The organism is Nannocystis bainbridge (genome assembly GCF_028368995.1).
Classification (GTDB): Bacteria; Myxococcota_A; Polyangia; order Nannocystales; family Nannocystaceae; genus Nannocystis; species Nannocystis bainbridge.
The window spans coordinates 1,219,906-1,242,855 of record NZ_JAQNDL010000003.1 but is presented as its reverse complement, the minus strand read 5'-3'; the positions used below and the strand labels follow the sequence as shown (position 1 = coordinate 1,242,855).

At 72.7% G+C, this 22,950-nt stretch carries 23 protein-coding genes; 9 read left to right on the top strand and 14 right to left on the bottom strand.

Annotated features, from left to right (window positions below; all coding sequences use genetic code 11):
* The first annotated feature begins 107 nt into the window (after nucleotides 1–107).
* Together POL25_RS30200 and POL25_RS30195 are read left to right on the top strand one after the other, a co-directional pair.
* A complete protein-coding gene (locus POL25_RS30200; RefSeq protein ID WP_272089717.1) occupies nucleotides 108–518 on the top strand; it encodes a serine hydrolase domain-containing protein in 411 nt (136 codons plus the stop codon).
* Nucleotides 519–710 carry a hypothetical protein gene (locus POL25_RS30195; RefSeq protein ID WP_272089716.1) on the top strand — a complete coding sequence of 64 codons (192 nt, stop codon included), beginning with the start codon at nucleotides 519–521 and terminating at the stop codon, nucleotides 708–710.
* Between the two features lie 58 nt (nucleotides 711–768).
* On the opposite strand, the gene POL25_RS30190 is transcribed toward POL25_RS30195, so the two are convergent.
* Nucleotides 769–1,269, bottom strand: coding sequence for a hypothetical protein (locus POL25_RS30190; protein WP_272089714.1), 501 nt, complete (start codon nucleotides 1,267–1,269; stop codon nucleotides 769–771).
* Nucleotides 1,270–1,667: 398 nt separating this feature from the next.
* Between POL25_RS30190 and POL25_RS30185 the strand changes: the two genes are divergently transcribed.
* Nucleotides 1,668–2,738: a DUF4215 domain-containing protein gene (locus tag POL25_RS30185; protein WP_272089713.1), complete on the top strand. Its 1,071-nt coding sequence runs from the start codon at nucleotides 1,668–1,670 to the stop codon at nucleotides 2,736–2,738.
* A 4-nt stretch (nucleotides 2,739–2,742) separates the two neighbouring features.
* Here the strand turns inward: POL25_RS30185 and POL25_RS30180 are convergent, their stop codons facing one another.
* The 6 genes from POL25_RS30180 to POL25_RS30155 all read right to left on the bottom strand — a co-directional run bounded on the left by POL25_RS30180 (nucleotide 2,743) and on the right by POL25_RS30155 (nucleotide 7,672).
* Nucleotides 2,743–3,480: a hypothetical protein gene (locus POL25_RS30180; protein WP_272089712.1), complete on the bottom strand. Its 738-nt coding sequence runs from the start codon at nucleotides 3,478–3,480 to the stop codon at nucleotides 2,743–2,745.
* Nucleotides 3,481–3,489: 9 nt separating this feature from the next.
* Nucleotides 3,490–4,386 carry an Hpt domain-containing protein gene (locus tag POL25_RS30175; protein WP_272089711.1) on the bottom strand — a complete coding sequence of 299 codons (897 nt, stop codon included), beginning with the start codon at nucleotides 4,384–4,386 and terminating at the stop codon, nucleotides 3,490–3,492.
* Nucleotides 4,359–5,960 carry a GAF domain-containing sensor histidine kinase gene (locus tag POL25_RS44600; protein ID WP_272089710.1) on the bottom strand — a complete coding sequence of 534 codons (1,602 nt, stop codon included), beginning with the start codon at nucleotides 5,958–5,960 and terminating at the stop codon, nucleotides 4,359–4,361. Before POL25_RS44600 ends, POL25_RS30175 begins: the two co-directional genes overlap by 28 nt.
* On the bottom strand, nucleotides 5,957–6,355 hold the full coding sequence (locus POL25_RS30165) for a response regulator (RefSeq protein WP_272089709.1): 399 nt from the start codon (nucleotides 6,353–6,355) through the stop codon (nucleotides 5,957–5,959). Before POL25_RS30165 ends, POL25_RS44600 begins: the two co-directional genes overlap by 4 nt.
* Entirely contained in the window at nucleotides 6,352–7,110 is a 759-nt protein-coding gene (locus POL25_RS30160; protein WP_272089708.1) for a response regulator, read from the bottom strand. Before POL25_RS30160 ends, POL25_RS30165 begins: the two co-directional genes overlap by 4 nt.
* A 322-nt stretch (nucleotides 7,111–7,432) precedes the next feature.
* Entirely contained in the window at nucleotides 7,433–7,672 is a 240-nt protein-coding gene (locus POL25_RS30155; RefSeq protein ID WP_272089707.1) for a DUF3565 domain-containing protein, read from the bottom strand.
* A 523-nt stretch (nucleotides 7,673–8,195) separates the two neighbouring features.
* On the opposite strand from POL25_RS30155, the gene POL25_RS30150 reads away from it, so the two are divergent.
* The 6 genes from POL25_RS30150 (at nucleotide 8,196) to POL25_RS30125 (ending at nucleotide 15,473) form a co-directional block, all read left to right on the top strand.
* Nucleotides 8,196–8,489: a hypothetical protein gene (locus POL25_RS30150; RefSeq protein WP_272089706.1), complete on the top strand. Its 294-nt coding sequence runs from the start codon at nucleotides 8,196–8,198 to the stop codon at nucleotides 8,487–8,489.
* A 319-nt stretch (nucleotides 8,490–8,808) separates the two neighbouring features.
* Nucleotides 8,809–9,492, top strand: coding sequence for a peptidoglycan-binding domain-containing protein (locus POL25_RS44595; protein WP_272089705.1), 684 nt, complete (start codon nucleotides 8,809–8,811; stop codon nucleotides 9,490–9,492).
* Nucleotides 9,493–9,494: 2 nt separating this feature from the next.
* Nucleotides 9,495–11,492, top strand: a complete 1,998-nt coding sequence (locus tag POL25_RS30140) for a hypothetical protein (protein WP_272089704.1) — start codon at nucleotides 9,495–9,497, stop codon at nucleotides 11,490–11,492.
* The gene (locus tag POL25_RS30135; RefSeq protein ID WP_272089703.1) at nucleotides 11,438–13,147 is read left to right on the top strand and encodes a hypothetical protein; all 1,710 of its coding nucleotides are present in this window, start codon (nucleotides 11,438–11,440) and stop codon (nucleotides 13,145–13,147) included. The genes POL25_RS30140 and POL25_RS30135 overlap by 55 nt, the downstream gene beginning before the upstream one ends.
* Nucleotides 13,148–13,488: 341 nt before the next feature.
* Nucleotides 13,489–15,039: a gluzincin family metallopeptidase gene (locus POL25_RS30130; RefSeq protein ID WP_272089702.1), complete on the top strand. Its 1,551-nt coding sequence runs from the start codon at nucleotides 13,489–13,491 to the stop codon at nucleotides 15,037–15,039.
* Between the two features lie 197 nt (nucleotides 15,040–15,236).
* A complete protein-coding gene (locus POL25_RS30125; protein ID WP_272089701.1) occupies nucleotides 15,237–15,473 on the top strand; it encodes a DUF6289 family protein in 237 nt (78 codons plus the stop codon).
* A 40-nt stretch (nucleotides 15,474–15,513) separates the two neighbouring features.
* Here POL25_RS30125 and POL25_RS30120 read toward each other — a convergent pair whose 3' ends face one another.
* From POL25_RS30120 to POL25_RS30090, 7 genes are all read right to left on the bottom strand, one after another.
* Nucleotides 15,514–15,939, bottom strand: a complete 426-nt coding sequence (locus POL25_RS30120; protein WP_272089700.1) for a hypothetical protein — start codon at nucleotides 15,937–15,939, stop codon at nucleotides 15,514–15,516.
* A 269-nt stretch (nucleotides 15,940–16,208) separates the two neighbouring features.
* Nucleotides 16,209–17,297: a ferritin-like domain-containing protein gene (locus POL25_RS30115; RefSeq protein ID WP_272089699.1), complete on the bottom strand. Its 1,089-nt coding sequence runs from the start codon at nucleotides 17,295–17,297 to the stop codon at nucleotides 16,209–16,211.
* 109 nt (nucleotides 17,298–17,406) lie between these two features.
* Nucleotides 17,407–18,204: an SMI1/KNR4 family protein gene (locus tag POL25_RS30110; protein WP_272089698.1), complete on the bottom strand. Its 798-nt coding sequence runs from the start codon at nucleotides 18,202–18,204 to the stop codon at nucleotides 17,407–17,409.
* A 28-nt stretch (nucleotides 18,205–18,232) separates the two neighbouring features.
* A complete protein-coding gene (locus tag POL25_RS30105; protein WP_272089697.1) occupies nucleotides 18,233–18,850 on the bottom strand; it encodes a hypothetical protein in 618 nt (205 codons plus the stop codon).
* A 169-nt stretch (nucleotides 18,851–19,019) separates the two neighbouring features.
* Nucleotides 19,020–19,787 carry a hypothetical protein gene (locus POL25_RS30100; protein WP_272089696.1) on the bottom strand — a complete coding sequence of 256 codons (768 nt, stop codon included), beginning with the start codon at nucleotides 19,785–19,787 and terminating at the stop codon, nucleotides 19,020–19,022.
* A gap of 215 nt (nucleotides 19,788–20,002) precedes the next feature.
* Entirely contained in the window at nucleotides 20,003–21,340 is a 1,338-nt protein-coding gene (locus POL25_RS30095) for an RCC1 domain-containing protein (RefSeq protein WP_272089695.1), read from the bottom strand.
* A 26-nt stretch (nucleotides 21,341–21,366) separates the two neighbouring features.
* The gene (locus POL25_RS30090; RefSeq protein ID WP_272089694.1) at nucleotides 21,367–22,944 is read right to left on the bottom strand and encodes a thrombospondin type 3 repeat-containing protein; all 1,578 of its coding nucleotides are present in this window, start codon (nucleotides 22,942–22,944) and stop codon (nucleotides 21,367–21,369) included.
* Nucleotides 22,945–22,950: the final 6 nt, after the last annotated feature.

The window sequence follows — 22,950 nt, the reverse complement described above, 5'->3', positions numbered from 1 at the left end:
GCGAGCGGCTTGACGGGGCCGCAGCACGCATTTCACCATGCGGCGGCGGCGAGGCTTCGGGCCGCGCGCGCACAGGGTCCCCGCGGCGAGAGGTTGGTTCGGAGAAGATGGCGATCGCACCGGGCGAGGGTCTGCGCAGGTCGAGTCTCGGCAGGTTGCTGGCGATCGGCGCGCTGCTGATCGGTTGCGACGCTCCGGCGGGCGAGGCGGCTCGCCAGGAGACCGCGCATCTACAGGCGCCGGTTCGGGAGGTGGCGCCGGCCGAGCAGGACACGCTGGCCGGTTTCATCGACGCGTACGCGCGCGAGCACGAGTTCCACGGCACGGTGGCGGTCCAGCAAGCGGGAGCCGTGGTCCATCGCCGCAGCTACGGGCTGGCCAATCGCCAGTTCGCGGTGCCGCACGGCGACGACACGAAATACAAGATCGCGTCGATCACCAAGCTGTTCACGGCGGCGCTGATCCTTCAGCTGCGCGATCAGGGCAAGCTCGACCTCGAGGCGACGATCGGGACCTAGGTGGCGGCGGGCGGGCAGAAGGTCCGGGTGTTCCGCCGCCCCGGGCAGATCATGGGGGCGCAGACGATGCTGATCCGCTACCACGAGCGCGAGCTGACGATCGTGGTCCTCGGCAACGCGAGCAATACGAGCCCGGATGAATTCGCGTTTGCGATCGGCCGCCGTTCTTTAAATGGGGGCGATCCGGATTGATACCCACGTCGAGCGTGGCCGATCGAGCGGTGCTCCGGACTCGGGTCAGAGCCAGGGCTCACGGGCCGCAGGCTTCGACGACGATCATGCCGCCGCTTTCGGACGAGCAGTAGTAGTTGGTGCCGTCGGGGAGGCAGCAGCCGATGTTGCTGATCGGGGAGTCGCCGTCGCACGGGGCGCCGGTGGCGGGCAGGGTCTCGGGGCAGGTGAGCGGGTGGTCGCCATCCGGGTCGACGCCCTGGAAGCCGCAGCCGTAATAGCCGTTGTTGGGGTCCCAGCCGCACTGGCCGAAATTGCCGGGGCTGGTGGTGGTCGTCGTCGTGGCAGAGGTGGTGGTCGAGGTCGTCGTGGCAGAGGTGGTGGTCGGGGCGGTGGTCGCGGTCGCGTCCGTGCTGTCGGTGGTGGTACCGGTAGTGGTCGACGTGGTCGTCGTCGTGGTGCCGGTGGTGGTCGTGGTGCTGGTGCCGTCGGCGTCGCCGTCGCTGGTGTTGGTGCCGAGCAGGCAGCCGGGGGCGAGGAGGTGGCCGGCGAGGACGAGGAGCGCGCGGTGCTTGGGCATGGGTCTCTCGCGGCAGAGGGTTACCCGGCGGGCGCGCGCGGGCAAGCGCCCGCGACCGGGGCGTCGCTGCGATCTTCGCGCAGCCTGAGGATGGTCGAATGTACATGTCTTTAAGGACATGTTTTAAGGAACATCCGGATGAGCGGGGGCGCCCGGCGAGCGCGGGTCCGCGAAGGTTGACGCCCTGAGGTTCGGAGATCGCCGGGACCGGGCCTCTCCGTGTGTCGAGGATGACAGGTGTCGGCGCGAGACCTCGGGGCTCGCCCTCGAGGGCCATGGCGGAGGTCAGCCTCGCCCGCGGGCGCGCAGGCGGCGTGCGCACGCGACGCGGCGCAACGGACGCGCGTGGCGTATGTGGCTTGGCGGACGGCGGGCCGGTCGGCACTCTCGGGCTGCGCATGCGAACGCTGGTCCTCACGCTCTGCCTCGCCACGGTCGCCTGCAGCATCGACGAGGGCGCGGCGACGGACGGGCTCGCCACGACCGGGGCGGGGGTGACGACGGGGATCGGCGAGCCGGTGACGAGCACCGAGGCGCCGGCGACGAGCACGGAGGCGCCGGTGACCACCGCGGCGGCGACCGGGGAGCCGCCCGAGACGTGCGGCGACGGGATCGTTCAGTCGCCCGAGGGCTGTGATTTCGGGGCGCTCAACGCCAACGACGGGCCGTGCACGCTGGCGTGTCAGTTCGCCCGCTGCGGCGACGGCCTGGTGTACGCGGGGGTCGAGGTGTGCGACGACGCCAACCTCATCGAGTCGGACGACTGCCCCAACGACTGCGTCCCGGGCGGCTGCGGCAACGGCTTCGTCGAGCCGGGCGAGGCCTGCGACGACGGCAACGACAGCGACGAGGACGCGTGCCTGGGGACCTGCGAGGAGGCGCGCTGCGGCGACGGCGTGATCCAGGCGGGGGTCGAGCAGTGCGACGACGGCGACGAGGACGACAACGACCTGTGCACGAGCACCTGCGTGCCGCCGAGCTGCTCGGACGGGGCCGCCAACGGGTACGAGTCGGACGTCGACTGCGGCGGGCCCAATTGCGTGCAGTGTTCGCTCGGCGGCCAGTGCTTCGGCAACCAGGACTGCGATGGTTCGGTGTGCAAGCAGCAGCACTGCGTGTCGCCGCTGCCGCTGATGCCGCCGGACTGCGCGCCGGCGGCGGTCAGCGCGGCGCAGGCGTGGCAGGCGGTGGTCGGGACATGCAACTGCCACGGCAAGGGGGTCGGCACGCCGCTGATCTTCAAGGACGCAAGCAGCTTCCGCGACAGCATGGTGGGGGTGCCGTCGCTGATGGCGAACATCGACATCGTCACCGCCGGCGACGTCGACCAGAGCTATCTGCTCTTCAAGTTGCTGAATCAGCAGACCAGCGTGGTCGGCGGCGGCGGCAATCCGATGCCGATCGGCAAGGTGCTCACCGAGGCGCAGCTGTGCACGGTGATCGAGTGGGTCCGCAGCGGCGCGAAGTGAGAGGTCACGGCGCGGTCGGCAGGGCGGGCGCGCGCCAGCGGACGGCCAGGTGATCGCTGCCGTGGGCGATCGCCTCGGCGCGCATGGCCAGGACCAGGCGGCCGGTCGAGTCCAGTGAATCGAGCGGGGCGCCGGCGATGTCGGGCCATTCGGGCCGGTCGTGCAGCGGGACGGTGGTGGCCAGCAATTCGTCGAAGCCGCTGAGGTCGTAGACGCATTCGCCCGGGCCGTGGAACATGAGGCCCTGATCGGCCATCACGTGGGTGTCGCGGGCGATGTCCTCGAACTGCGGGGCGGCGGCGATGGTCTGGCGCATGGTGTCGTCGCAGCGGCTGCCGACCGGCGGCACGACCCGCGTCAGCGGCTGGCCGGGCCGGCGCAGGTAGGTGTGATAGCCGCCGAGCAGGATGCACCAGCCGTCGAGCAGGAGCAGCGCGGAGGCGCGGTCGGCCCGGACCCGGGAGCGCGGGTTCGAGGCTTGCAAAGCGACCAGGCGGTGGACGAGGTCGGCGGTCAGCTCCTCCATCTGCGCGCGGGTCGGTCGCGGCCGTCGGCCCCGCACCCACGGGCCGAGATCGAGGCTGTCCCACCGCGGCTCGTAGGCGTAGCCGCGGTCGTGCTCGAGGTGGACCGAGACCAGGCCGGCGGCGCTGCGGTGGGTGTGAAACTGATAGTGACCGTGCTCGGTGTGCCGGTGGAAGATCAGGTCGATCGCGGGGTCGTTGTGGAATCCGTTCGGCATGGGGGACCGTCAGGCGGGGAAGCCAGGCGCGAGGCGGCCCCACGCGCCCGACAGCAGGCAAGCGAGCGCGACGCTCGCGGCGGCGCCGCCCGGTCGCCCGATCGCTAGTGGGATTTGTTGGAGGGCAGGATCGGCGGCGAGGGTGGTGAGAATTTTTGAGAGTGACTCTTGGGACATGTCCGAATAGTCATTGTCGTGTGTGCCGGCGGAGAGCCACAGCGCGTGGGCGGTGCCGGCGGCGATCGCCTGGGCGGCGGCGGTGAGGTCGGGCGCGGCGATCGACGGGCCCGGCAGATCGGCAGGCGCGGGGCCGACGACCACGAGCGGCGAGCCCTGCGAAGCCGGGGCCAGGGCGGCGACCACCGGCTCGGCCATGGCCACGAGCAGGGCGCCGAGCGGGGCGGGCGAGAGGTCGCCGGCGGCGAGGCGGTCCTCGAGGTCACCGGCGAGCTGGCCGAACGCGGGGTGGCCGTAGGTGGCCGCGGTGCCGCGGAGCCGGTGGGCGAGCATGCGCGCGTCGGCGATCGCAGCCGTGCCCTGCTGGGCGGCGGTGACGACCTGGGCCAGGGCGGCGAGCGAGCCCGGGAGCTGGCCCGCGTAGTCGCGGCGCATGGCGGCCAGCATGTCGGCCACGCTGGCATCGGCGGCCGGCTCGGGCTCGGGCGGCGGCGCGGCGAGGCCCGGCGTGCGCACGATCGCGGCCATCGGCGCGCGCGCGACCAGCGGTCCGGCGGTCCACACCACGCGCGGCGGATCGCCGGCGCGAGGGTCGTCGGCCGCGTCGCACAGCAGCACCTCCGCAGGCTCGCCGAGCTCGAAGCCGCGGGCCCACAGCAGCGGCCACGCGGACGCGGGCGCGTGGCCGCGGACGCCGACCTTCACGGCTTCACCGCTGCGCCGGCGCACGGCAGCTCGAACCAGAACTTGCTGCCGCGCCCGGGCGCGCTGTCGAGGCCGACGACGCCGCCGTGCTCCTCGACGATGCTCTTGACGATCGCCAGGCCGAGGCCGGTGCCGCCGCGCTCGCGGCTGTCGGAGGCGTCGACCTGGTGGAAGCGCTCGAACACGCGGGCGTGGTGCTCGGGGGCGATGCCGGGGCCGCGGTCGGTGACGCACAGGCGGAGGCGGCCGCACGCACCTGGCTCTGCGGACAGGTCGACGCGGGCGCCGCGGGGCGAGAACTTGATCGCGTTCGAGAGCAGGTTGTTGAGCACCTGGATCACCCGGGCCTCGTCGGCGAGCACCGGGGCGCCGGCGCAGTCGCCGACGACGACCTCGACGCCGGCCTGGGCCGCCATGCCGCGGATCGACTCGGCGGCGGTCTTCATCACCCGCGCCGGCTCGACCGGCCGCAGCGACAGGTCGAGCTGCCCGGCGGACAGCTTCTCGAGGTCGAGGATGTCGTTGATGACCAGCAGCAGCCGCTCGGTGTTGGTGCGGGAGATCCGTACCATCTCGAGCGCCTCCTCCGGCAGCGGGCCGACCATGCCGTGCTCGAGCAGGCTGAGCGAGCCGCGGATCGAAGTCACCGGGGTGCGCAGCTCGTGCGAGACGGTGGCGATGAACGCGTCCTTGGCCCGCTCGCCGAGCTTGCGCTCGGTGACGTCGCGGATCAGCGCCAGCGCCTCGTCGGGGCCGCTGGCGACGAACCGCAGCTCCTTGTCGCACGGCTGGCCGTCGACCAGCTCCTGGATCTCCAGGGTATGCACCGCGCCGCTGGCGAGCGTGCGCTCGAGCTGCTGCACGAACAGGCGCGCGAGCCGGGGCGGCAGGCAGTCGGCGACGTGGCGGCCGAGCATGTGCTGGGGGTCGGGCATGATGGCCCGGTCGCGCGCGACCTTGCGGTCGAGCACGGTGCCGTCGCGGGCGACGCGGAGCATGCCGTCGGGGTTGGCGACCACGAGCGCGCGCAGCCGGGCCTCGCTGGCCTGCTGGGCCGTCGCGGCGCGCTGCAGCTCGTCGTTGAGCGCGACCGTGCGCCGCGCCGCCTTGCCGATCTCGAGGTTGCGCACGACCTGGCGCGCGAGCGCGTGCATCGCCTCGGTCTGCTCGGGGGTCAGCCGCCGCGGCTTGCGATCGATCGCGCACAGCGTGCCGATCGGCAGGTCGTCGTCGCCGATCGTCAGCGGTACGCCGGCGTAGAAGCGCACCCACGGCTCGCCGGTGACGAACGGGTTGTCGGCGAAGCGCGGGTCGTCGCGCGCGTCCTCGACCTGCATCATGCCGGAGTCGTCGAGGATCGCGTGGGCGCAGAAGGCGACGTCGCGCGAGCTCTCGTCGGCGTCGATGCCGACGCGGGCCTTGAACCACTGGCGGTCGCGGTCGACGAGCGAGATGAGGGCGATCGGGACCTCGCAGATGTACGAGGCGAGGCGGACGACGTCGTCGAACATGGCCTCGGGCGGGGTGTCGAGCAGCTGCGCATCCGCGAGCGCGTGCAGGCGCGCCTCCTCGCGCGGGTGCGGCGGAGCGACGATCACGGGCCCTCCTCCGCGGCCGCGAGCACGCGGCGGATGTCGTCGGGCAGCGTCATCGGGTCGAACGGTTTGGGGATCGTGCCGGCCGCGCCGAGCTCGCGCCAGCGCCGGGCCTCGGGCGCGAGCACCTTGGCGGTCATGAAGACCACCGGGATGTCGGCGGTGCTCGGCTGCTGGCGCAGGCGCGCGAGGGTGGTCGGGCCATCGTCGACCGGCATCATCACGTCGAGCAGGATGACGTCGGGGCGCTCGCTGGCGGCGAGGGTCAGCGCCTCGGCGCCGCTGGACGCGAGCACGACCTGCCAGCGCCCGACTCGCTCGAGGCTGAGTTGGCCGATCCGCCGGATGTCCGGCTCGTCGTCGACCAGCAGGACCTTGCGGATCTCCGGGGCGCTCATGCGCGCGCCGCCTCGTCGATCCGGCGCGCCCCCTCGAGCAGCAGGCCGGTCGTCGACATCTCGACCTCGTCGCGCATCTCGACGAGGAACGCGTTGAACTCGAAGTGCCCGTGCTTCCACCCGAGCACGTGATAAACGGCGTCGGCGTTGCGGGCCTGGCCGTCGTCGGCCTGGGCGGCGACGATGCGGCCCTCGATGAGGTAGATGCGCACCCGCTCCGCCGGGGCGTCGCGCGTGACCCCCAGCAGGCCGCTCTTGCGCTCCATCTCCAGCATCACCAGCAGCGACGAGAGGCCGAGCTGATCGAGGTCGCCGCGGAGCCCGGGGGCGCCCTTCGGCGGGGCCTTGCGGACCCGGTCGCGCGCGGCCTGCTCGAGCTGGGCCAGCCGCTGCAGCACGTGGTCGACCCGCTGCCCGAGCTCGGCGATGTCGATCGGCTTGGGCAGGTACTCGTCGGCGCCGAGGCGAAACCCGTACAGGCGGTCGTCTTCGGAGCCGAGCGCGGTCAGGAAGATGAATGGCACGAACGCGAGCTGGCTGTGACTGCGCACCTGCTTGACCAGCTCCCACCCGCTCATCCGCGGCATCATCACGTCGGAGACGATGAGCTTGGGCGGCCGGACCAGCGCCTTGGCGAGGCCCTCGATGCCGTCAGCGGCGCCGATGCACTCGTAGCGCTGGCCGAGGGCGGTGCAGATCAGCTTGACCAGCCAGGGGTCATCGTCCACCACGAGGATCCGCGCGCGCTCGGGCATGGCCCCAAGGAACATTGCCGAGGCGGTCCGAACTGTCAAATCACCGGGCCCGCCGGCGCGGGTATGCAAATGTGATGACGGGCGGGCGTATGCTCGATGCAGTGGGCGGACGGCGTCCTGCACGGCTCAGCCCGCTGCGCGGCGGGCAGGCGTGAGTCGGTGGGGCGCTCTGGAGCCGCGGATGGACATGTCCTTCGGGACATGTCGAGGCCGGCGTGCCGCCGCACATGAGGTCGCCGATGCGCGCTTGGACGACGCGGACGACGAAATCGAGTTCGGGGACGCGGCTGCGAGCGTCGGCGAGCCGAATGGCGGGCATGCTTCACGAGCGAGGTGGCTCGTCCGGCGGCTCGCCGCGAGCGCAGCGCTCACACTCGATCTCGGCGCCGATCCGGGCCGCTCGCTCCGCCGGGTCGGCCAGCCACGGATAGTTGGAGAGCGGGGGGCGGTGGCGGACGTGGCGACGGTGCCCACATTCGAGGTGGACGATCCATTCGCCGGCGGCGTCGCGCGCGAACTCGCAGATCCGTCGCGGGATGAGGGTCGGATGCACGGGCGACACGCCCGCAGTCTAGCGGCTTTCGTAGTTCCGCGGGGTGGCGGCGGCACGAGCTGTCGGTCGAGGTCCGGGAGTTCGGCGCTGGCCGGGGGCTGCAAGACGGCGATGGCGACGCGGTTTGATCGGCGCGTCGCCCGCGGTGGGCACGCGGATGGCCCGCCTCGGTGACGCGCCGTGAGGGCGTCAGTGCGGTGGGGTCCTGAGAAATGGATTGGCATGACATGCGCTTTGGGACATGTCACGGGTATCGCGGACCAGGACGAGTCGTCGTGCTGCTCGAGCGGCTCGAAGTGGGTGCGACGGAGGCGAGACCCGGGCTCCCGCGAGTGCCGCAGCGATGGCCGTAAAAAGGCTGCGGCTGCGGGCCGCGGCCCTCGTCGTCGGGGCGGGGGAAGACCCCGGAAAAAGTACGCACCTTGCGCCGAAAGCGGCGGCCGATGCGCGCGATTTCGCTCGCGGTCCCTCCAGACGCGAACGAAGCGGTGTTTCTGGCGGCCGGCGGCTTCGCGCCCAAGAAGGCGGGCCTATGGCGTCCTTTCACACGTCTCAAGCGAACGCTGTCGCCCTTGCCTGCGACACGCCCGCCGAACTCGCCGAGCTCACGGAGCTGGCGGTGGCCAACGTCACCGTCGCCGCCCTCGAATGCGCCCCGACCAGCGACCGCGTCCAGCTCGGCGCGATGGCACGCGCCTGGATCGAGGCGCTCGACCGACCCTCGCTCGTGCGCCTCTGCAGCACGATCTCGCCCAGAGGCCCGCGCGACGCGGTCCGCCTGGTCGCGGGCGTGTTGCTGACGACGTATCACCGATCGCACGCTTGAGCACGGGAGCGCCGTCCGCCTCGTCCCGGATTCTCATGATGTCTGCGGGGAGGACGCGACGCGCAGCGGGCGTGGCAGCGCGTCCGCGAGGTCTCTGAGCTCCGCGGGTGTCCTGCTCGCCGCGTCGAGGCCCAGGTCGATGCAGGTCGAGGACCGCGTGCTTCCATCCTGCCGGTGATCGGCAGCGACGCGTCGTGAGTCGCGGCCCGAGCACCGCGAATCCTGGGTGCGACTGCGACCGAGGCTGCGCCTGCGTGCGCGTTCTCGAGTCGGGGCGAGCCGGCTTGTTGCCCGCGGGCGTGCTTGGCACGATGACCGGGTGAGCGGGGGGAAGGGAGCGGCAGGGGCGCCGCTGGGGACAGGGCGACGCGTCGTCGAGCCGGGCGAGTGCCTGGCGTCGATCGCCGAGCGCGAGGGGTTCTTCTGGCAGACGCTGTGGGCCCACCGCGACAACGCCGAGCTCGCGGCCGGGCGCGAGAGCCCGTACTTGCTGCTGCCCGGCGACCGGGTCGCGCTGCCGCTCAAGCGGGAGCGCCAGGTCGCCTGCGAGACCGACCGCCGGCACGTGTTTCGCCGCCGCGGGGTGCCCGAGCGCCTCCGGATCTGCCTCGAGGACGAGCGAGGTCCGCGGGCCAAGGTCGACTACTTGCTCGAGGTCGCGGGGGTCGAGCTGCGCGGGACCACCGACGAGCACGGCTATCTGGAGCACTGGATCCCCGCCGACGCCCGCCGCGGGCTGCTGACCGTCGACCCTGGGCGCGAGCAGCTGTTCGCGCCGGAGCCCGAGATCTACGAGCTCGAGCTCGGGCGCCTCGGCCCCTCGTCGAGCCTCGCGGGGGCGCGCGCGCGGCTCGTCAACCTCGAGCTGCTCGACGCCCACGATCGGCGCGAGGAGGCGTTCACGAACGCGCTGATCGCCTTCCAGCGCGCGCTCGGCCTGCCCGTCAGCGGCGAGCTCGATGTCGCCACCGCCGCCGCGCTCGTCGAGGCCCACGGATCGTGAAGATGGTAGACCGCCGATCGCCCAAGGACCCCCGCGGCTGGCTCGCCGAGGCCCGGGAGCGCCGCTTCCGGCTCGCCGCCGAGCGCCGCGCCGCGGCCCGCGGGGCGCTGATCAATCGCCTCCGCCGCCAGGAGCGCCTGCTCGGGTTCGTCAGCGACCTCGAGGGCCCGCCCGGCGGGCCGTGGTTCCTCAAGGTCGAGTGCCTGGACAAGCGCTGGATGGAGGAGGTGTACGCCGAGCTGCAGACCACGGACTTCGACCTGTCGGACCTCGAGGAGACCGCGAACCTGCCGACGTTGTCCGGGGAGGGGATCCTCGCGGGGTTCCTCGCCGGGCGACCGTTCGCGACCGCGTTCGAACACGGCACCGTCGAGCAACGCTACGCGCTCGGGGCGGTGCGCCGGTGGTTCGTCGATCGCAGCATCGACGGCACCAGCTCGCTCCCGGTCCACAGTCTGTTCGAGGCGCGCGTCGACGCCCGCACGCTCGAGGCCGTGCCGGAGGTCGGGCAGTGGCTGGAGCTGACGATCTGGCCGCCCGAGGACGCGAACGACTGGGACGACGCCTACGGGACGCTGGTGCGCCTGTTCGACCACGAGCCGTTCATCGCGCCGCCGGAGCCGATGCAGATCCGCCAGCTGCGCGTGCTGCCCGAGCCGTGGCAGGGGGTGATCCAGGCGCTGCATTTTCCGGCGCCCGAGGGCGACGAGATCGAGTTCGAGGAGGAGCCCGTCGACGAGGAGCCGCCCACGTTCGGCGGGGGCGGCGGGGGCGGCGGCTGGGGCTTGTTTCGCCAGGCGTACCACGACCTGCGCGAGCGGGCGCGCCGCTGGCTCGAGTCGCTGGCCGAGCACCCGTGGCTGCACCCGGTGCCGGCGTTCGCCGGCGCAGGCGGCTTCATCCTCGGCGGCGGGTCCGACGACGACGAGGTCCCGCGGATGCGCCTGCGCGCCTACGTCGGCAGCCCGAAGGCGGCCCCGATGGCGGCGGCCGGTCAGGCCAACCCGATGGTCGGCGGCGGCCAGCAGGCGTTCATCGGCCTCGTCGACGTCGGGCAGGGCAACTGCAACATGATCGTCGACTCCAATTGGCGGGTGCTCGCCTACTATGATTTCGGCCACTCGGTCCGCGGCGACGGCCCCGACGAACTGCCGCGATTGTGCTTCTGCCACGATCCCTACGTGATCCTCTCGCACTGGGATCAAGACCATTACATGCTCCACGCCAAGATCCCCGAGTGCTACCGGGCGACCTGGATCGTGCCGCGGCAGGGGACCGGCAATATCGGCACCTGCGTGACCGGGAAGGTCAAGCGCGCGGGCGGACAGGTCTACACGTGGGCCGCAGGGCACCCCAGCCACATGGCCTTCCCGTGGGGCTTCGTCGAGCGCTGTCAGGGCGCGCCGGCGGGCCCCGACCGCAACTCCTCGGGCCTCGCGGTCTACGTGTGCTGCAAGGATCGCAACGCCAACCCCGACACGCCGGGGGGCCAGCCGTGGTCGGTCGCGGGACCCCCGGGGGCGCTGGTCGCGGCGGCGGCCTCGGCCTTCGCCGTGCGGGCGCGAGCGGCCGTCGCCAACGCGGGCGCCGGGACCGTCGCGCGCTGCCTCGCGTCGGTGCTGGCCAACAGTCGCTTCGGCAATGGCTTGACCGCCGTCAATTGCACGCTGGTGGCCACCCAGGCGGAGGCCGACGCCGTGGCGCAGGTCGCCGGCGGCGCGCCGGTGCCCGATCCCGCGGCCGTCGTCCTCGCCGTCACTCCGGGGCTCGCCGCGAGCTCAACAACCTCGGTCACGCGATCACTGCGCCCCGGACCGCTCGCTGTGCGCGCGTCGCCGCCGCCCTGCGCGCGTCGCTGTTCGGCAGCCACCTCACCGACGCCCAGGCGGCCTCCGCCGCGTGCCTCGCCGTCGAGGCCGTCGCGGTGGCGCTGGCTGGCGCGGCGATGCTGCCGGACCTGGCGACGCTGGAGGCGGCGGCGAGCGCCAACAACTCGCTGAACAACCTGCCCAATCAGCTGACCGGGCGCCAGCGAGCGCGCCGCGAGCTCACGGTCGCGGCCTTCGCCGGATACATGGCCGATCACCTCGGCCTGGCCGAGGATCACGTCGCTCACTGCGTCGCCGGCGGCTTCGTGCCCGACCAGGACTCCCAGGACTGCTGGCCGCAGGCGGTCGTCGGCGGCCTGCGGGCCGCGCCCGGGGCCGGCGACATCCCCCAGGTCCGGGCCGGCGCGGCGCCGATTGACCTCGGCGAGCGGTACATCTTGCTGACCGGCGACGCCAACTTCGACGTGATCCCGAGCTGCGCCGCCGTGCAGCCGCCGGTGATCGTCGGGCTCGGGGCGATGCACCACGGCTCGTTCATCGAGACCGGCGTCTACCTCGACCGCGTCCGGATCCCGTGGGCGCCCGGCTCGGCGGCGGCCGTGGCCGCGCACCACGCCCATTTGGCGAACCTCGCCCTCGAGCGGACGATCACCATCGCCTGCGCGGCCGCCCATGGCAACGCGGCCCCGCCGGGCGCCACGGTCACGCTGGCCGACCACGTCGCCGCCGCGGCTGCCGCTGCGATCGTCGCCGCCGACGCCGCCGGTCACGGCGGAGACATTCTCTTCGACGCACAGACCGCCGACCTGATCGCGCTGTCGACCGCGGCCGCGGCGTACGCGGCGGCTCGGGGCGTCGCCGCGGGCACGGGCGCCCGCGCGGTCGCGGTGTCGATGCTGATCGTGTTCGGGCTGACCAAGACCAGCCCGCCGCCGTTGCCGCTGGCCGCGGTGTACACCGCCGCGACGAACTTGCTGGCCGCGGCCGGCGGGGGCGGCGTGAACGGGCCTCGAGTCGCCCAGGAGACCCGAGGGTGCGTGGGCCAGGCCGGCGGTATCAATTATGCGGCGACGGTCGCGGCCGGCGTCATGCAAGTGGCGGGGCTCGCCGACGCGCTCAACACAGCCAACGCCGCCGCCGCCGCCGTGGCCGCCGTGACGCACGGGATGCCGGCCACGTATCTCCCTTATGCGGCGGTCGCCGGGGCGATCGCCGGTGCGGCGGTGCTCGGGGTGGGTGCGGCGGCCGGTGTCGGGGCCGAGGCGACGGCCGCAGGCGTCCCGCTGCGGGCCGCAGAGGTCACGACCGCGCTGACCCACAGGCCCGCGGCCGGCTTCGCCGCCCAGCCGAACCTCGCCACCTGCCTCGTCCACGCGGCCCGCTGGACGGCCGAGGGAGTCGCCGCCTGGACCGCGGGCGCCGACGCCGAGGCGGTCACCCTCGGCGTGGATGCGGTGCTCGCGGGCACCGGGGCCCACGCGTCCGCCGTCCATGGGCTCCCGGCCGGGTCGCGGATCGCCTACTCCTACGGGGTCACCGCGACGGGCAAGCACGCGTATCGCTCGGACAACCTCGCGTCCTACGGGCACGCCCATCCGCCCGCGATCGCGCTCTACGAGGCCAAGGGCTGGACCGCGCGACGCAACGTGTGCGCCCGCGCGGCGGCCAACGTGGTGCACGCGGGGCACCACGATCAGCACGATGCGGTCAGCCCCGCCGGTCACGTCGCGCTGTGCTGGGACGCGGCCAACGACGCCCAGGTCGTCGCCGGGGTGATCAATTACGTCTGCCCGGATTGCGGCGCCGCGATCGACTTCAACGTCTGAACGAATCCCGTCACATGGTCTAAAGGCCATGTAGCGAAGCACGGCCGGTCGACGTGCTCTCCACCCGTCGCGGCCGACATGACCGCGCAGGACGACGAGACTCCGACGCGGCTTCTGGCAAGGTGGCACCCGCGGCCATGACGGCAGCAGCCTGGACACCGACGGCGAGATTCAGGCGACTCTGTCGTGCCTACCACGTCGCTCGCCGCCGACGGGGAATCATGGCGATGCGGCGAATCATGATTCGTGACACATCCTCGGATGGAAAGAGGGCCGGCGCGAACACGAGCGGCGCCGAAGCGCGCGGCGACAAGCCGTCCGCGATCGGGGAAGATCGCGGCGTGCCGATCGTCCCCGCGACCCATGCCCCGCGACCGCCAGCCCTCCGCGCGGTTGCATGTGCCACCGCGTTGCTGGCGAGCGCGTGCCAGGACGAGCTCGCGGTCACCGACACCGAGGCGTCGGCGACGACGGGGACCAGCGGGACCACCACAACCTCCGAGCCCGGAACGACCACCGGCGAGCCTCCGACCACCGGCGAGCCTCCGACGACCGGCAGCGACGGCGACACCACGGGCGAGCCGCCGCCGAGCTGCGAGGCGCTGCCTGGCGCGCCGCCCCCGGTCGAGGTCGCGGACGTGCGGGTCGTGCCGATCGACGTCGTGAAGGTCGCGGCCGAGCTGCGCTTCGACCCGGCGGCGCAGGAGGTGCTCGGGCGGGCGACGCTCGAGTTTCGCAGCGGACCGCTGCGCGGCCTGCCGACCTTCGATCTGCGGCAGTCGATCGATCGCGCCGTGCTCGACGGGGTCGAGCTGCCGGCCGGCGCGATCGTCCCGTTCATGCCGCCGTCGCAGACGACGATGCTGGTCGTCAACCGCATGCTGGAGCCGTGCGGCGAGCACCGGCTCGAGCTCGAGTACCACGTGGAGGCGGCGTTCGAGGCCGATCCGCGGCCGTTCGTGTGGGCGGGCGACACCGTCGGATGGGGCACTCACCTCGCCGATTATTTCGGCGGTCGCTTCAGCGAGAAGTGGGTGCCCGCCAACCTGATATACGACGTGCACGCGCTCGAGCTCGAGATCGTCGTCGACAGCGACACGCCGCACGAGGTGGTCGCCAACGCGCCGGTGACCGCGCTCGCCGACGATCGCTGGGCGGTGAATTTCCCCGCGATCACGAGCATGGACCCGCTGGTGCAGCTGTGCCCGACCGCCAGCGTCATGCGCGAGGCGCTTGACGTCGGCGCGATCGAGGCGCTGGTCTGGCACTGCACGCTGTGGCCCGGCGCGACCGACGAGGCGAGCGCGGTGGCTGACGCGCTGGCGCCGGCGCTGCAATTCGCGGCCGACGAGCTCGGCCCCTATCCGCACGGCGATCGCTTCCTCGCGGTCGTGGCCCCGCCCGGCGAGGCTGCCATGGAGTATCCGGGCGGCACGGTGACGACGTGGGCCGCCGTCTCGCACGAGGTGTTCCACAGCTGGATCGGTCGCTCGGCTCGCCCGCTGGGCCAGCGCGACGCGTGGTTCGACGAGTCCTGGACGACGTGGGCCATCGAGGAGGCGTTCGAGGCCGATCCGCTGGCGCTGGAGGCTCCGCCGTTCACCCTCGCCACGGACAACCTGTGGTCGCGCGACACGCCGCTCGAATCGTACAAGCTCGGGCCGTCGCTGCTCACCACGCTTGCGAACGAGGTCGGGCTCCCCGAGCTGCGCGCGCACCTGCGCGAGTTTTTTGCGGCGAACACGGGCCAGGCGGTGACGACCGAACAATTCGAGCGCTCCCTCGAGTGCAGGTTCGAAGGTGGACCGGTGCGGGCGCTGTTCCACCGATTCGTCTACGGCCAGGAGGGCGACCCGCCGCAACCGCCGCCGGGCTACTGCGATTCGCCGTGAGCGGCGCGGTGCGCATGGGAGATTCCCGTTCGGGTTCGCCGCACTGTCGACAAAAGGCCCGATGTGGGGACCACGATCGGGGTTCGGCGAGCCCAGGAACAGTCGCCCCGGCTGCCGGCGAGTTGCGCTATTCTCCGATCCGGCAAATGATGCAGGTGCCGGGCGCCATGTCCGGCATCGGCGAAAGGAGCGACCTCATGCGCAAGATCAGCCTCACCGCCCTGTTCCTGGCCTGCCTCGGCCTCGGAGCGCTGCTGTCCGCCCCGTCGGACGCGGCCAGCAACTGCACGTACTACGGCGACGCCAGCCACACCACGGTCGTGGGCCAGTACGGCCGCGATTGTTGCAACAACAAGATCGCGTGGGGCAGCAAGACCCAGCACGCGGAGTGCGGCGGCTGCTTCGTGTGCCAGCCGCCCCCACCCTCGGAGTGATCGCGCGGCGGGCCGCGTCGGGTCGTGATCGCGGCGTCGCTCAGCCGACGCCGCACCCGACGTTCTCGGTGTAGCCCGTCGAGTGGATCACACAGTTCTCGTCCTGCAGGTGCTGCTGGCACGAGCGCCACTGGCAGTTCGCGCTGGGAGACGCGTCGGGCGGGCAGCAGTCGTACGTGTGGTAGGGGCCGCAGGTGCTCCACACCTTGGGGATGCAGTAGAGAGACGGATCCTCGCTGACCTGGAGGTCGTCGGGACCGACCAGGGGCGCGGCCGGAGCGGGCTCTTCGGCGGGCTCCTCGGCGTCCGCGGCGAGGGCGAGCTCGTCCTCGGCGAGCTCGTCGAGATCTTCGAACTCGTCGGCCTCGACGCAGGCCGAGAGACACAGGGCGCCGACGAGGACGGCGAAGCGGGAGACCGGGCGGGGGAGGCGGGGCGGGGAGTGCTGGGCGGTGGTTCTGGGCATGGGAGACCTCGGGTCGTCGCGCGCGCGACGGGTCGCGGAGGAGGTCGCGCCCGGGCCTCACGCGCGAGCGAACGCCCTCCTGTGGACATGACAGGCGCCCGGGGTCGATGTCGCAGCACCGCGCGGAGAAAAGGATCGGCCGCGACGGTCGAGGTCGCGCGCCGGGCTCGCGGCGCCGGCTCGACGCGCGCGGGGACCCGGCGAGGTCGGCGGCGGCACGTTATGATGTCCCGAGGGACATGTCGATCAGGACATGCCCCGAAGTACACCTACGCGGAGTGCAGCGCCGCGCTCGCCTGCCGCTGCGGCGGCGCCCGCTCGGCGAGCAGGTCGCGGGCCGCCGGCAGGATGACCTGATGCAGCGTGCGTGCCGCGTGCCGCAGCGAGGTCGCGCGGTCGAGCAGCCCGACCCGCGCGAGCACCATCGGATCGTCGAGCGTGCCCGGCAGCGGCACCGCCACGCCCTCGCGGGCGGCGGCGGCGAACACCTCGGCCACGGCCGTGCGCACCGCGGGGCCGCCGTGGCGGAGCGCCCAGGCGACGGTGCGCCAGCCGAGCAGCGCGTGGCGCTGTTCGTCCTCGGCGATCCCGCGCAGGACCTCGCGGATGGCCGGCTCCTCGCACACGGCCGCCGCCTCCCACGCCAGCAGCGACGCCACGGTCTCGCCGATGCAACCGTCGAGCGCGGCCTCGACCGCGACCGCGACCAGGTCCGGGGCCAGCGGCACGCTCGCACCGAGCGGGAAGGGGCCGGGTCCGACCGGGGTGGCGCCGAGGGCCGAGGCGATGGCGAAGCCGTGCCGCGCGTGCCTCACCTCGTCGAGCGCCGCGGCGTGGGCCTGCTCGATAAGCTCGGGCGGCGCCCCGTGACGCATCAGGTCGAGCGCGACCCGGCTGAACGCCGCCACCGACGCGTGCTCGTCGAGCGCGGCCCGCGTCCATCGCACCACCAATTCGTCGCGCACCGCCGGCGCCAGCGCCGAGGCCGTCACCGCCAGCGCCGCGGCCCACCGCGCGTCCGTCACCGTGGCCGCGAGCACCGGCTCGCCTTCGATCCGCAGCGGCCGCCCGTAATCACAAGTGGCCCGGGACTCCTTGACCGGATAGCAGCAGCCCGGCACGTAGTCCTTCTCCTCCCAGGCCCAGTCGGAGATGTTCTCGACGCGCTCGCCTTCGCCGAGGATCCTGCGCACCTTGGAGCCGCAGCTGCCCCGCAGCTCGTCGCGGTCGACGTCTTTGGGCGCGGGGCACTGCTCGACGGACGGGTCGACCTCCATGCAGGCCTGGCCCTCGGAGCCGCAGCCGGAGCCGAGAGCGAGGAGGATCGAGCCGAGGAACAAGCGATAAGGATCGAGCATGCATCGACTGTAGCAGGTCGCGCCTCTGCTGGCGTTCGACGAGGTCGCCGCTGCAGCCGCCGGCCGGCGCGACCGTCATGGAGAGGTGGCGTCGTCGGCCCGCTCGAGTTCACCGCGCCGTCCGGCGCGCGTCATCCCCCGGCATCGACCACGGGGTCGATCGTGGCCAGCTCGCGCGCAGCCGGTCCTGCAGCGCGACCATGGGCTCGCGCGCGTTCCCTGCGATAGCGACCGCCACCGGGCCCTGCCTGGCCCCGAGGCTCACCAGGACGCTCGTGCCCGCGAGCCGGAGGCACGTGACGCCCGCGAGGTCGGGCAGGACGAGGCTCCCGCCCATGTCACGGAGCTGCTGGACGACTTCCGCTTTGATCGACGGCAGGCTCGGCTCGTCTCCGAAGATCAAGAGGCGGCTGCGCTCCGGCCAGGCGCTCAACTCGAAGCACGTCAAGGCCTGCTCGGCCAGCAGCTCCCCGAGGGTCTGGCCGACGTCGTGGCGGGCATCGGCCTCGTAGACGCCGTTGCTGCCCATCTCGACGAGGGCCGCGTCCACTCCGTCGCCGCGGCTCAGGTCGAGGAACAGCTCGAAGGGCGAGATGGCGCTCGGGTCGGGCTCGAAGCCGACGAGGAAGTACTGGTCTCGTGGATAGGGGGCAGGTTCCTCGTCCGCCATCCACGCCCATTGCTCCGCGAGAGGATCGAGCCTGTGCTCATAGGCCCCGAGCGGGTTGAACTCCCCGCTGCTCCGGCCCATCGTGCGCATCAGGTCGACGTAGAGACGGGGGAGCGTGAGGCCGAACCGCGCCTCCCAGCGCGCGAGCTCGGCCCTGTCGGCACCCTCCACCGTCGCGAGGAAGTCGGGACGGCGAGCGCCGATGAGGGCGATCAGCGAAGGCCAGAGGTCATTCATCGCCTCATCCTGGCGAACAGACGCCGGCTCAGGGCCGCACGGCGTCGATCGTGAATTCGAACGTCCACTCCTCGGGCGGCGTCCCGACCTGGCCCTGGAGGTGAACGCTGAAGGGATCGCCGGGTGCAGGCGCGGCCGTCACGCTCGCCGTACCGCTGGCCGGCGGGTCCAGGAAATCGAACACACGCGTGACCGGGCCATCGTCCCACAAGTACCGTATGTCGCCACCCATGGCGAGGTCGACCTCGCCCGACTGGTTGATGAAGGAGAACTGCAACAAGCTCTCGGTGTCGGCGCCGAGGATCGGTCCGAAGCCGACGGTCACCTCGATCGAGCTCTGGGTGACGACCATGCACGGCTGATGGACGACAGAGGCGATCGCGGCGTCGAGCGAGGTATCGACGGCCTGACCGTGGACGACGAAGGTCGCCGCCTCGAAGGTGAGCTGCTCGATGACGTCGCCGCCACCGGCGCACGCCACCGGCGGCGGGAGGTCGGGGGAGACCGTCGAAGCGCTGCTCGTGGGGGTCTCGGCCGTGGTGGAGCTGCTGCCGGTGGTGCCATCGCTCCCGGAGCCGGTCGAGCCGGAGCCGCCGGGACCACATCCGACGGCGAGGAGCAGGACCCAGGGACGCGCGCTCGACATGGCAGCCAACGTACTGCAGGCGCGACAGCCGCCCAAGTCGCGCGGCGCGTGAGATCGAGCCGTCCGTGTTCGCGGGCGACCTCGATGCGGTCCGCCATCGTCGCCAGCGAAGATCGAGCCCGCGAAGACGCGCGCGGCGATCGCCGTGGAGGCCCTGCCTCGCCGGGACTCAGCCGTCGCAGGGGCCGCCCTGCTGGACCCATCCATCCTGCCCACAGACGTAGTACTGGAGGTTTTCGCCGCAGACCTGCACGTCGCATTCGGTCGCGTGCACGGTCTGGCCGAGATGGTTCTTACCGCCGGGGCAGTCGCAGCCGTCGTCGCCGCCGCAGACGCCGCCCTGCGAGACCCAGCCGGTGAGCTCGCACGAGTAGTACTCGAAATTCTGGCCGCAGACCGTCTGGCCGCATTCGGTCGCGTGCACGGTCTGGCCGAGGTTGTTGGTGCCGTCGGGGCAGTCGCACACGACCTCGCCGCCGTCGCCGTCGCAGGCGCCGCCCTCCTGGACCCATCCGCTCGGCTGGCAGGTGTAGAACTTGAAGTTCTCGCCGCAGACCTGGTGGTTGCATTCGGTCGCGTGCACGGTGTCGCCGCGGAAGTCCTTGCCGCCGGGGCAGTCGCAGCCGTCGTCGCCGCCGCAGGTGCCGCCCTGGAACTCCCAGCCGTCCGCGCCGCAGACGTAGTTCTTGAAGTCCTCGCCGCAGACCTGGTAGCCGCACTCGTCGGTGTCGACGGTCTGGCCGAGGTGGTTCTTGCCGCCGTCGCACGGGCACTCGCCGGCGCGCAGCTCGACCGCTTCGACGCGGGCGGCCGGTTCGTCGTCGCAGGCCAGCGGGGCCAGCACGGAGCCGCCGAGCAGCAGCGCGGGGCCGAGGCGCGAGGCGGCGAGGAAGGAGCGGGACAGCGAGGCGTGGGGACGCGCGAACGTGATGGACATGAACGATTCCTGTTGCCGCGCGGATTCGCTGCGCGGCACGCGTGAGGCCGCCACGAGCACGACGCTCGCAAGCTCTGGCCTCCTGCGGGCATGACAGGCGGCCGGGTCCGTTGTCGCAGCGCGCGGACGAAAAATTTGACCGCGCCCCGGCGCGTGGACCTGAGGCGTGACGACGACAGGGGAACGGCCGTAGCGCCTGCAGCACGGCCTCGAACTCAGAACAGCACGCGACCTGCGACGGCCGGCGTCGCGGTCGACGGCTCGGTCCGCGCGAAGCCGAGGCCGAGCTGGCCCGACTCGTTGGCTCCCCAGCAGCGCAGCGACCCGTCGGTGAGCCGCGCGCACGTCGTGTCGCCGCCGTTCGCCGCCAGCCGATCGGCCTCGCCGCCGAGGTCGACCGGCCCTGGCGGGAACGTCAGCGGGTCGACCCCGACGTCCGCGGTCTCTCCGTCGCCGAGCTGGCCCGCCGCGCCCGCGCCCCAGCAGCGCACCGTGCCGTCGGCGTGACGTGTGCACGTGTGATTCGCTCCCGCGACCACCTGGACGACCTCCTCCACGTCGATCGGCGGCGGCGGCATCTCGCCCGGCTGGTCACCGACGTCGCCCGCGCGCGCCTGCCCGAGCTGACCCGCGTCGTTGGCTCCCCAGCAGCGCAGCGACGCATCGGCCAGCAACGCGCACGTGTGGTGGCCGCCGGCCGCCAGCTGGACCGCCGGCCCGCCGAGCGCGACCGCCGGGGTCGGCAGGTCCCCGGGCGCGTCGCCGCGGCGGAGCGTGTCGCCGTAGCCGAGCTCCCCGCGCGAGCTGCTGCCCCAGCAGTGGACCGTGCCGGCCTGCACGCGGGCGCAAGTGTGACTGACCCCGGCCACGACCTCGACGACGCCCGTGAGCGCGACGGCCGGCGGCGGCAGCTCGCCGACCTCGTCGCCGATCGTCTCGGTGCTGCCGACCCCGAGCTGGCCGAGCACGTTCCAGCCCCAGCAGCGCAGCTGCCCGCCGGCGACAGCACACACGTGCCCGTGCCCCGCCGCGATCTGCGTCGCCGGACCGCCGAGCGCGAGCGAGGCGACCGGCAGCGCCCCGGGCTCGTCGCCGACGTCGCGCGTGTCGCCCCGCCCGAGCTGCCCCCACGCGTTCCCGCCCCAGCAGCGCACGTCGCCGTCGACCAGCCGCGCGCAGGTAAGATCACCGCTGCACACCACCTGCGCCGCCTCGCCGCCGACCGCCACGTCGGACGCCGGCAGCTCTCCCGCCGCGTCACCGATCGTCGCCGCGTCGCCGCTGCCGAGCCGGCCCGCCGCGCCGGCGCCCCAGCAGCGCACCGCGCCGTCGGCGAGCGCCACGCAGGTGTGCGAGCGGGCGGCGCACATGTCCACGACGACCGTCTCGCGCGAGCAGTCCGCCGCGCACGCGTCGTGGTCGAGCACGTCGCCGTCGTCGCATGCTTCACCCCCGGCGACCTCACCGTCGCCGCAGCCCGGCGGACCGGCCTCGGGGATCGCCTCCCACCACACCGGGCACGCCGCGCCCGCCGTCACGACGACCGCGAACACGAGCCCTGTGCCCCACCGTCCTGCCATCACCACTCGAGGCATTCGAGCGCGGTCTCGCCGACGCACGGGCCGGCGTCGGCGTCGAGGCACAGGCCGAGGTTCACCAGCGCCGGCTCCGGCGCCTCGCCCGGGCCGTAGTACGGGACGCACGTGTTCCCGAATTTGCACACGGTCTCGCCGACGGTGCACCACTCGGCGATGCAGCGGAATTCGTCGCACTTGCAGCCGTCATGGTAGCACTCGGGGTCCGACCGGATCGCGCCCGCCTTCATGCACGGGAGCCCCTCGCAGTAGCACTGCTCGTAGGGCCCGCAGCCGCCGAAAGCGTCCTTGCACGCGAACGAGGCGCCCTTGGGCAGGCACGCCATCTCCGGGGCCCCGTTGTCCTCGATACAGCCGCCGACCCGCGGGTCACAACATACGTCGTCGGGGCCGGCGCCGCGGTCCTTCGAGTTCGGGCAGGAGTCGCACGCGTTGCCGAGGCCGTCCTCGTCGATGTCGCTGAGCGGATCGAACAGCGACATCACCGCCTGCGGCGGGTCCGCGTTGGCGACCGCGGGGCAGTTGTCACAGCCGTCGTCGTAGCCGTCGCCGTCCATGTCGACCCCGCTGTCCGGGCACGCGTCGCACACGTCGCCGCGGTCGTCACCGTCGCCGTCGACCTGATCGAGGTTGGCCACGAGCGGGCAATTGTCCTCGCTGTTGGCCAGCCCGTCGTGGTCCTGGTCGAGGATCCGCGCGAAGTCCGGGGGCGCGCCGGGCAGCCCGAGATCCGCCATGTAGTCCGCCAGCGCCGCCCGCACCGGCCCGGCCGCGAGCGCCGTCTCGGCCGCCTCGAGCCGGCCCAGCAGCGCCTCGTCGTCGAGCGTGCCGTCGCCGGAGAGGTCCGCCGCGAGCTGGTTGAGCAGCGTCTGCACCGCGGCGTCGGCCGCCGCTGGATCGGTCATGTACGCCGCCTGCATGACGACCGCGCTGACCGCCAACAAGTACGCGTTGTCGTCGGTGTCCGGCCCGAGCACGCTCGCCTCCGCGGCCGCCCCGGCCAGCGCGAACCCCGGCTTGCCGATCCCCAGCGCCGCCACGACCTCCGCGTCGGCCAGCGCCAGCGCGTCCTCGACGGTCACCTGCTCGGCGATCAGCATGCGCGCCCGCTGCTCGCTCAGGTGACTCAGCACGTGGATGTTGACCGTCGTCGCGTCGTCGCTGACCCGGTGGAGCGCGCGCAGGGTCAGCGGCGCCATCGACGGCCCGCCGCGGATCTCGTCGTAGTGATACCCGCTCGCCAGCAGCGCCACGGGACCCAGCGGCACCCCGTCGACCGAGAACTCGCCGCCGTCGCTGCTCGTCGGCACCTCGAATTGCTGGCCCGTCGGCTGCCCGGTGTTCGTCAAGGGTGACACCGAGATCGAGGCCCCGAGCACGAAGGGCCCCTTCTGCGCCACGCCGTGCAGCGTCAGCGGCGCGGCCCCGCCCGTCGGCTCCGTGTCGGACACGCTCGTGGTGTCGGACACGCCCGTCGTCTTCGTCGCCGTCTCGTCACCGAGCCCGGCGTTCGTCGAACACGCGGCCATCGTCAGGATCACGCTCCACAGTCCAATGCGCATGCCGTC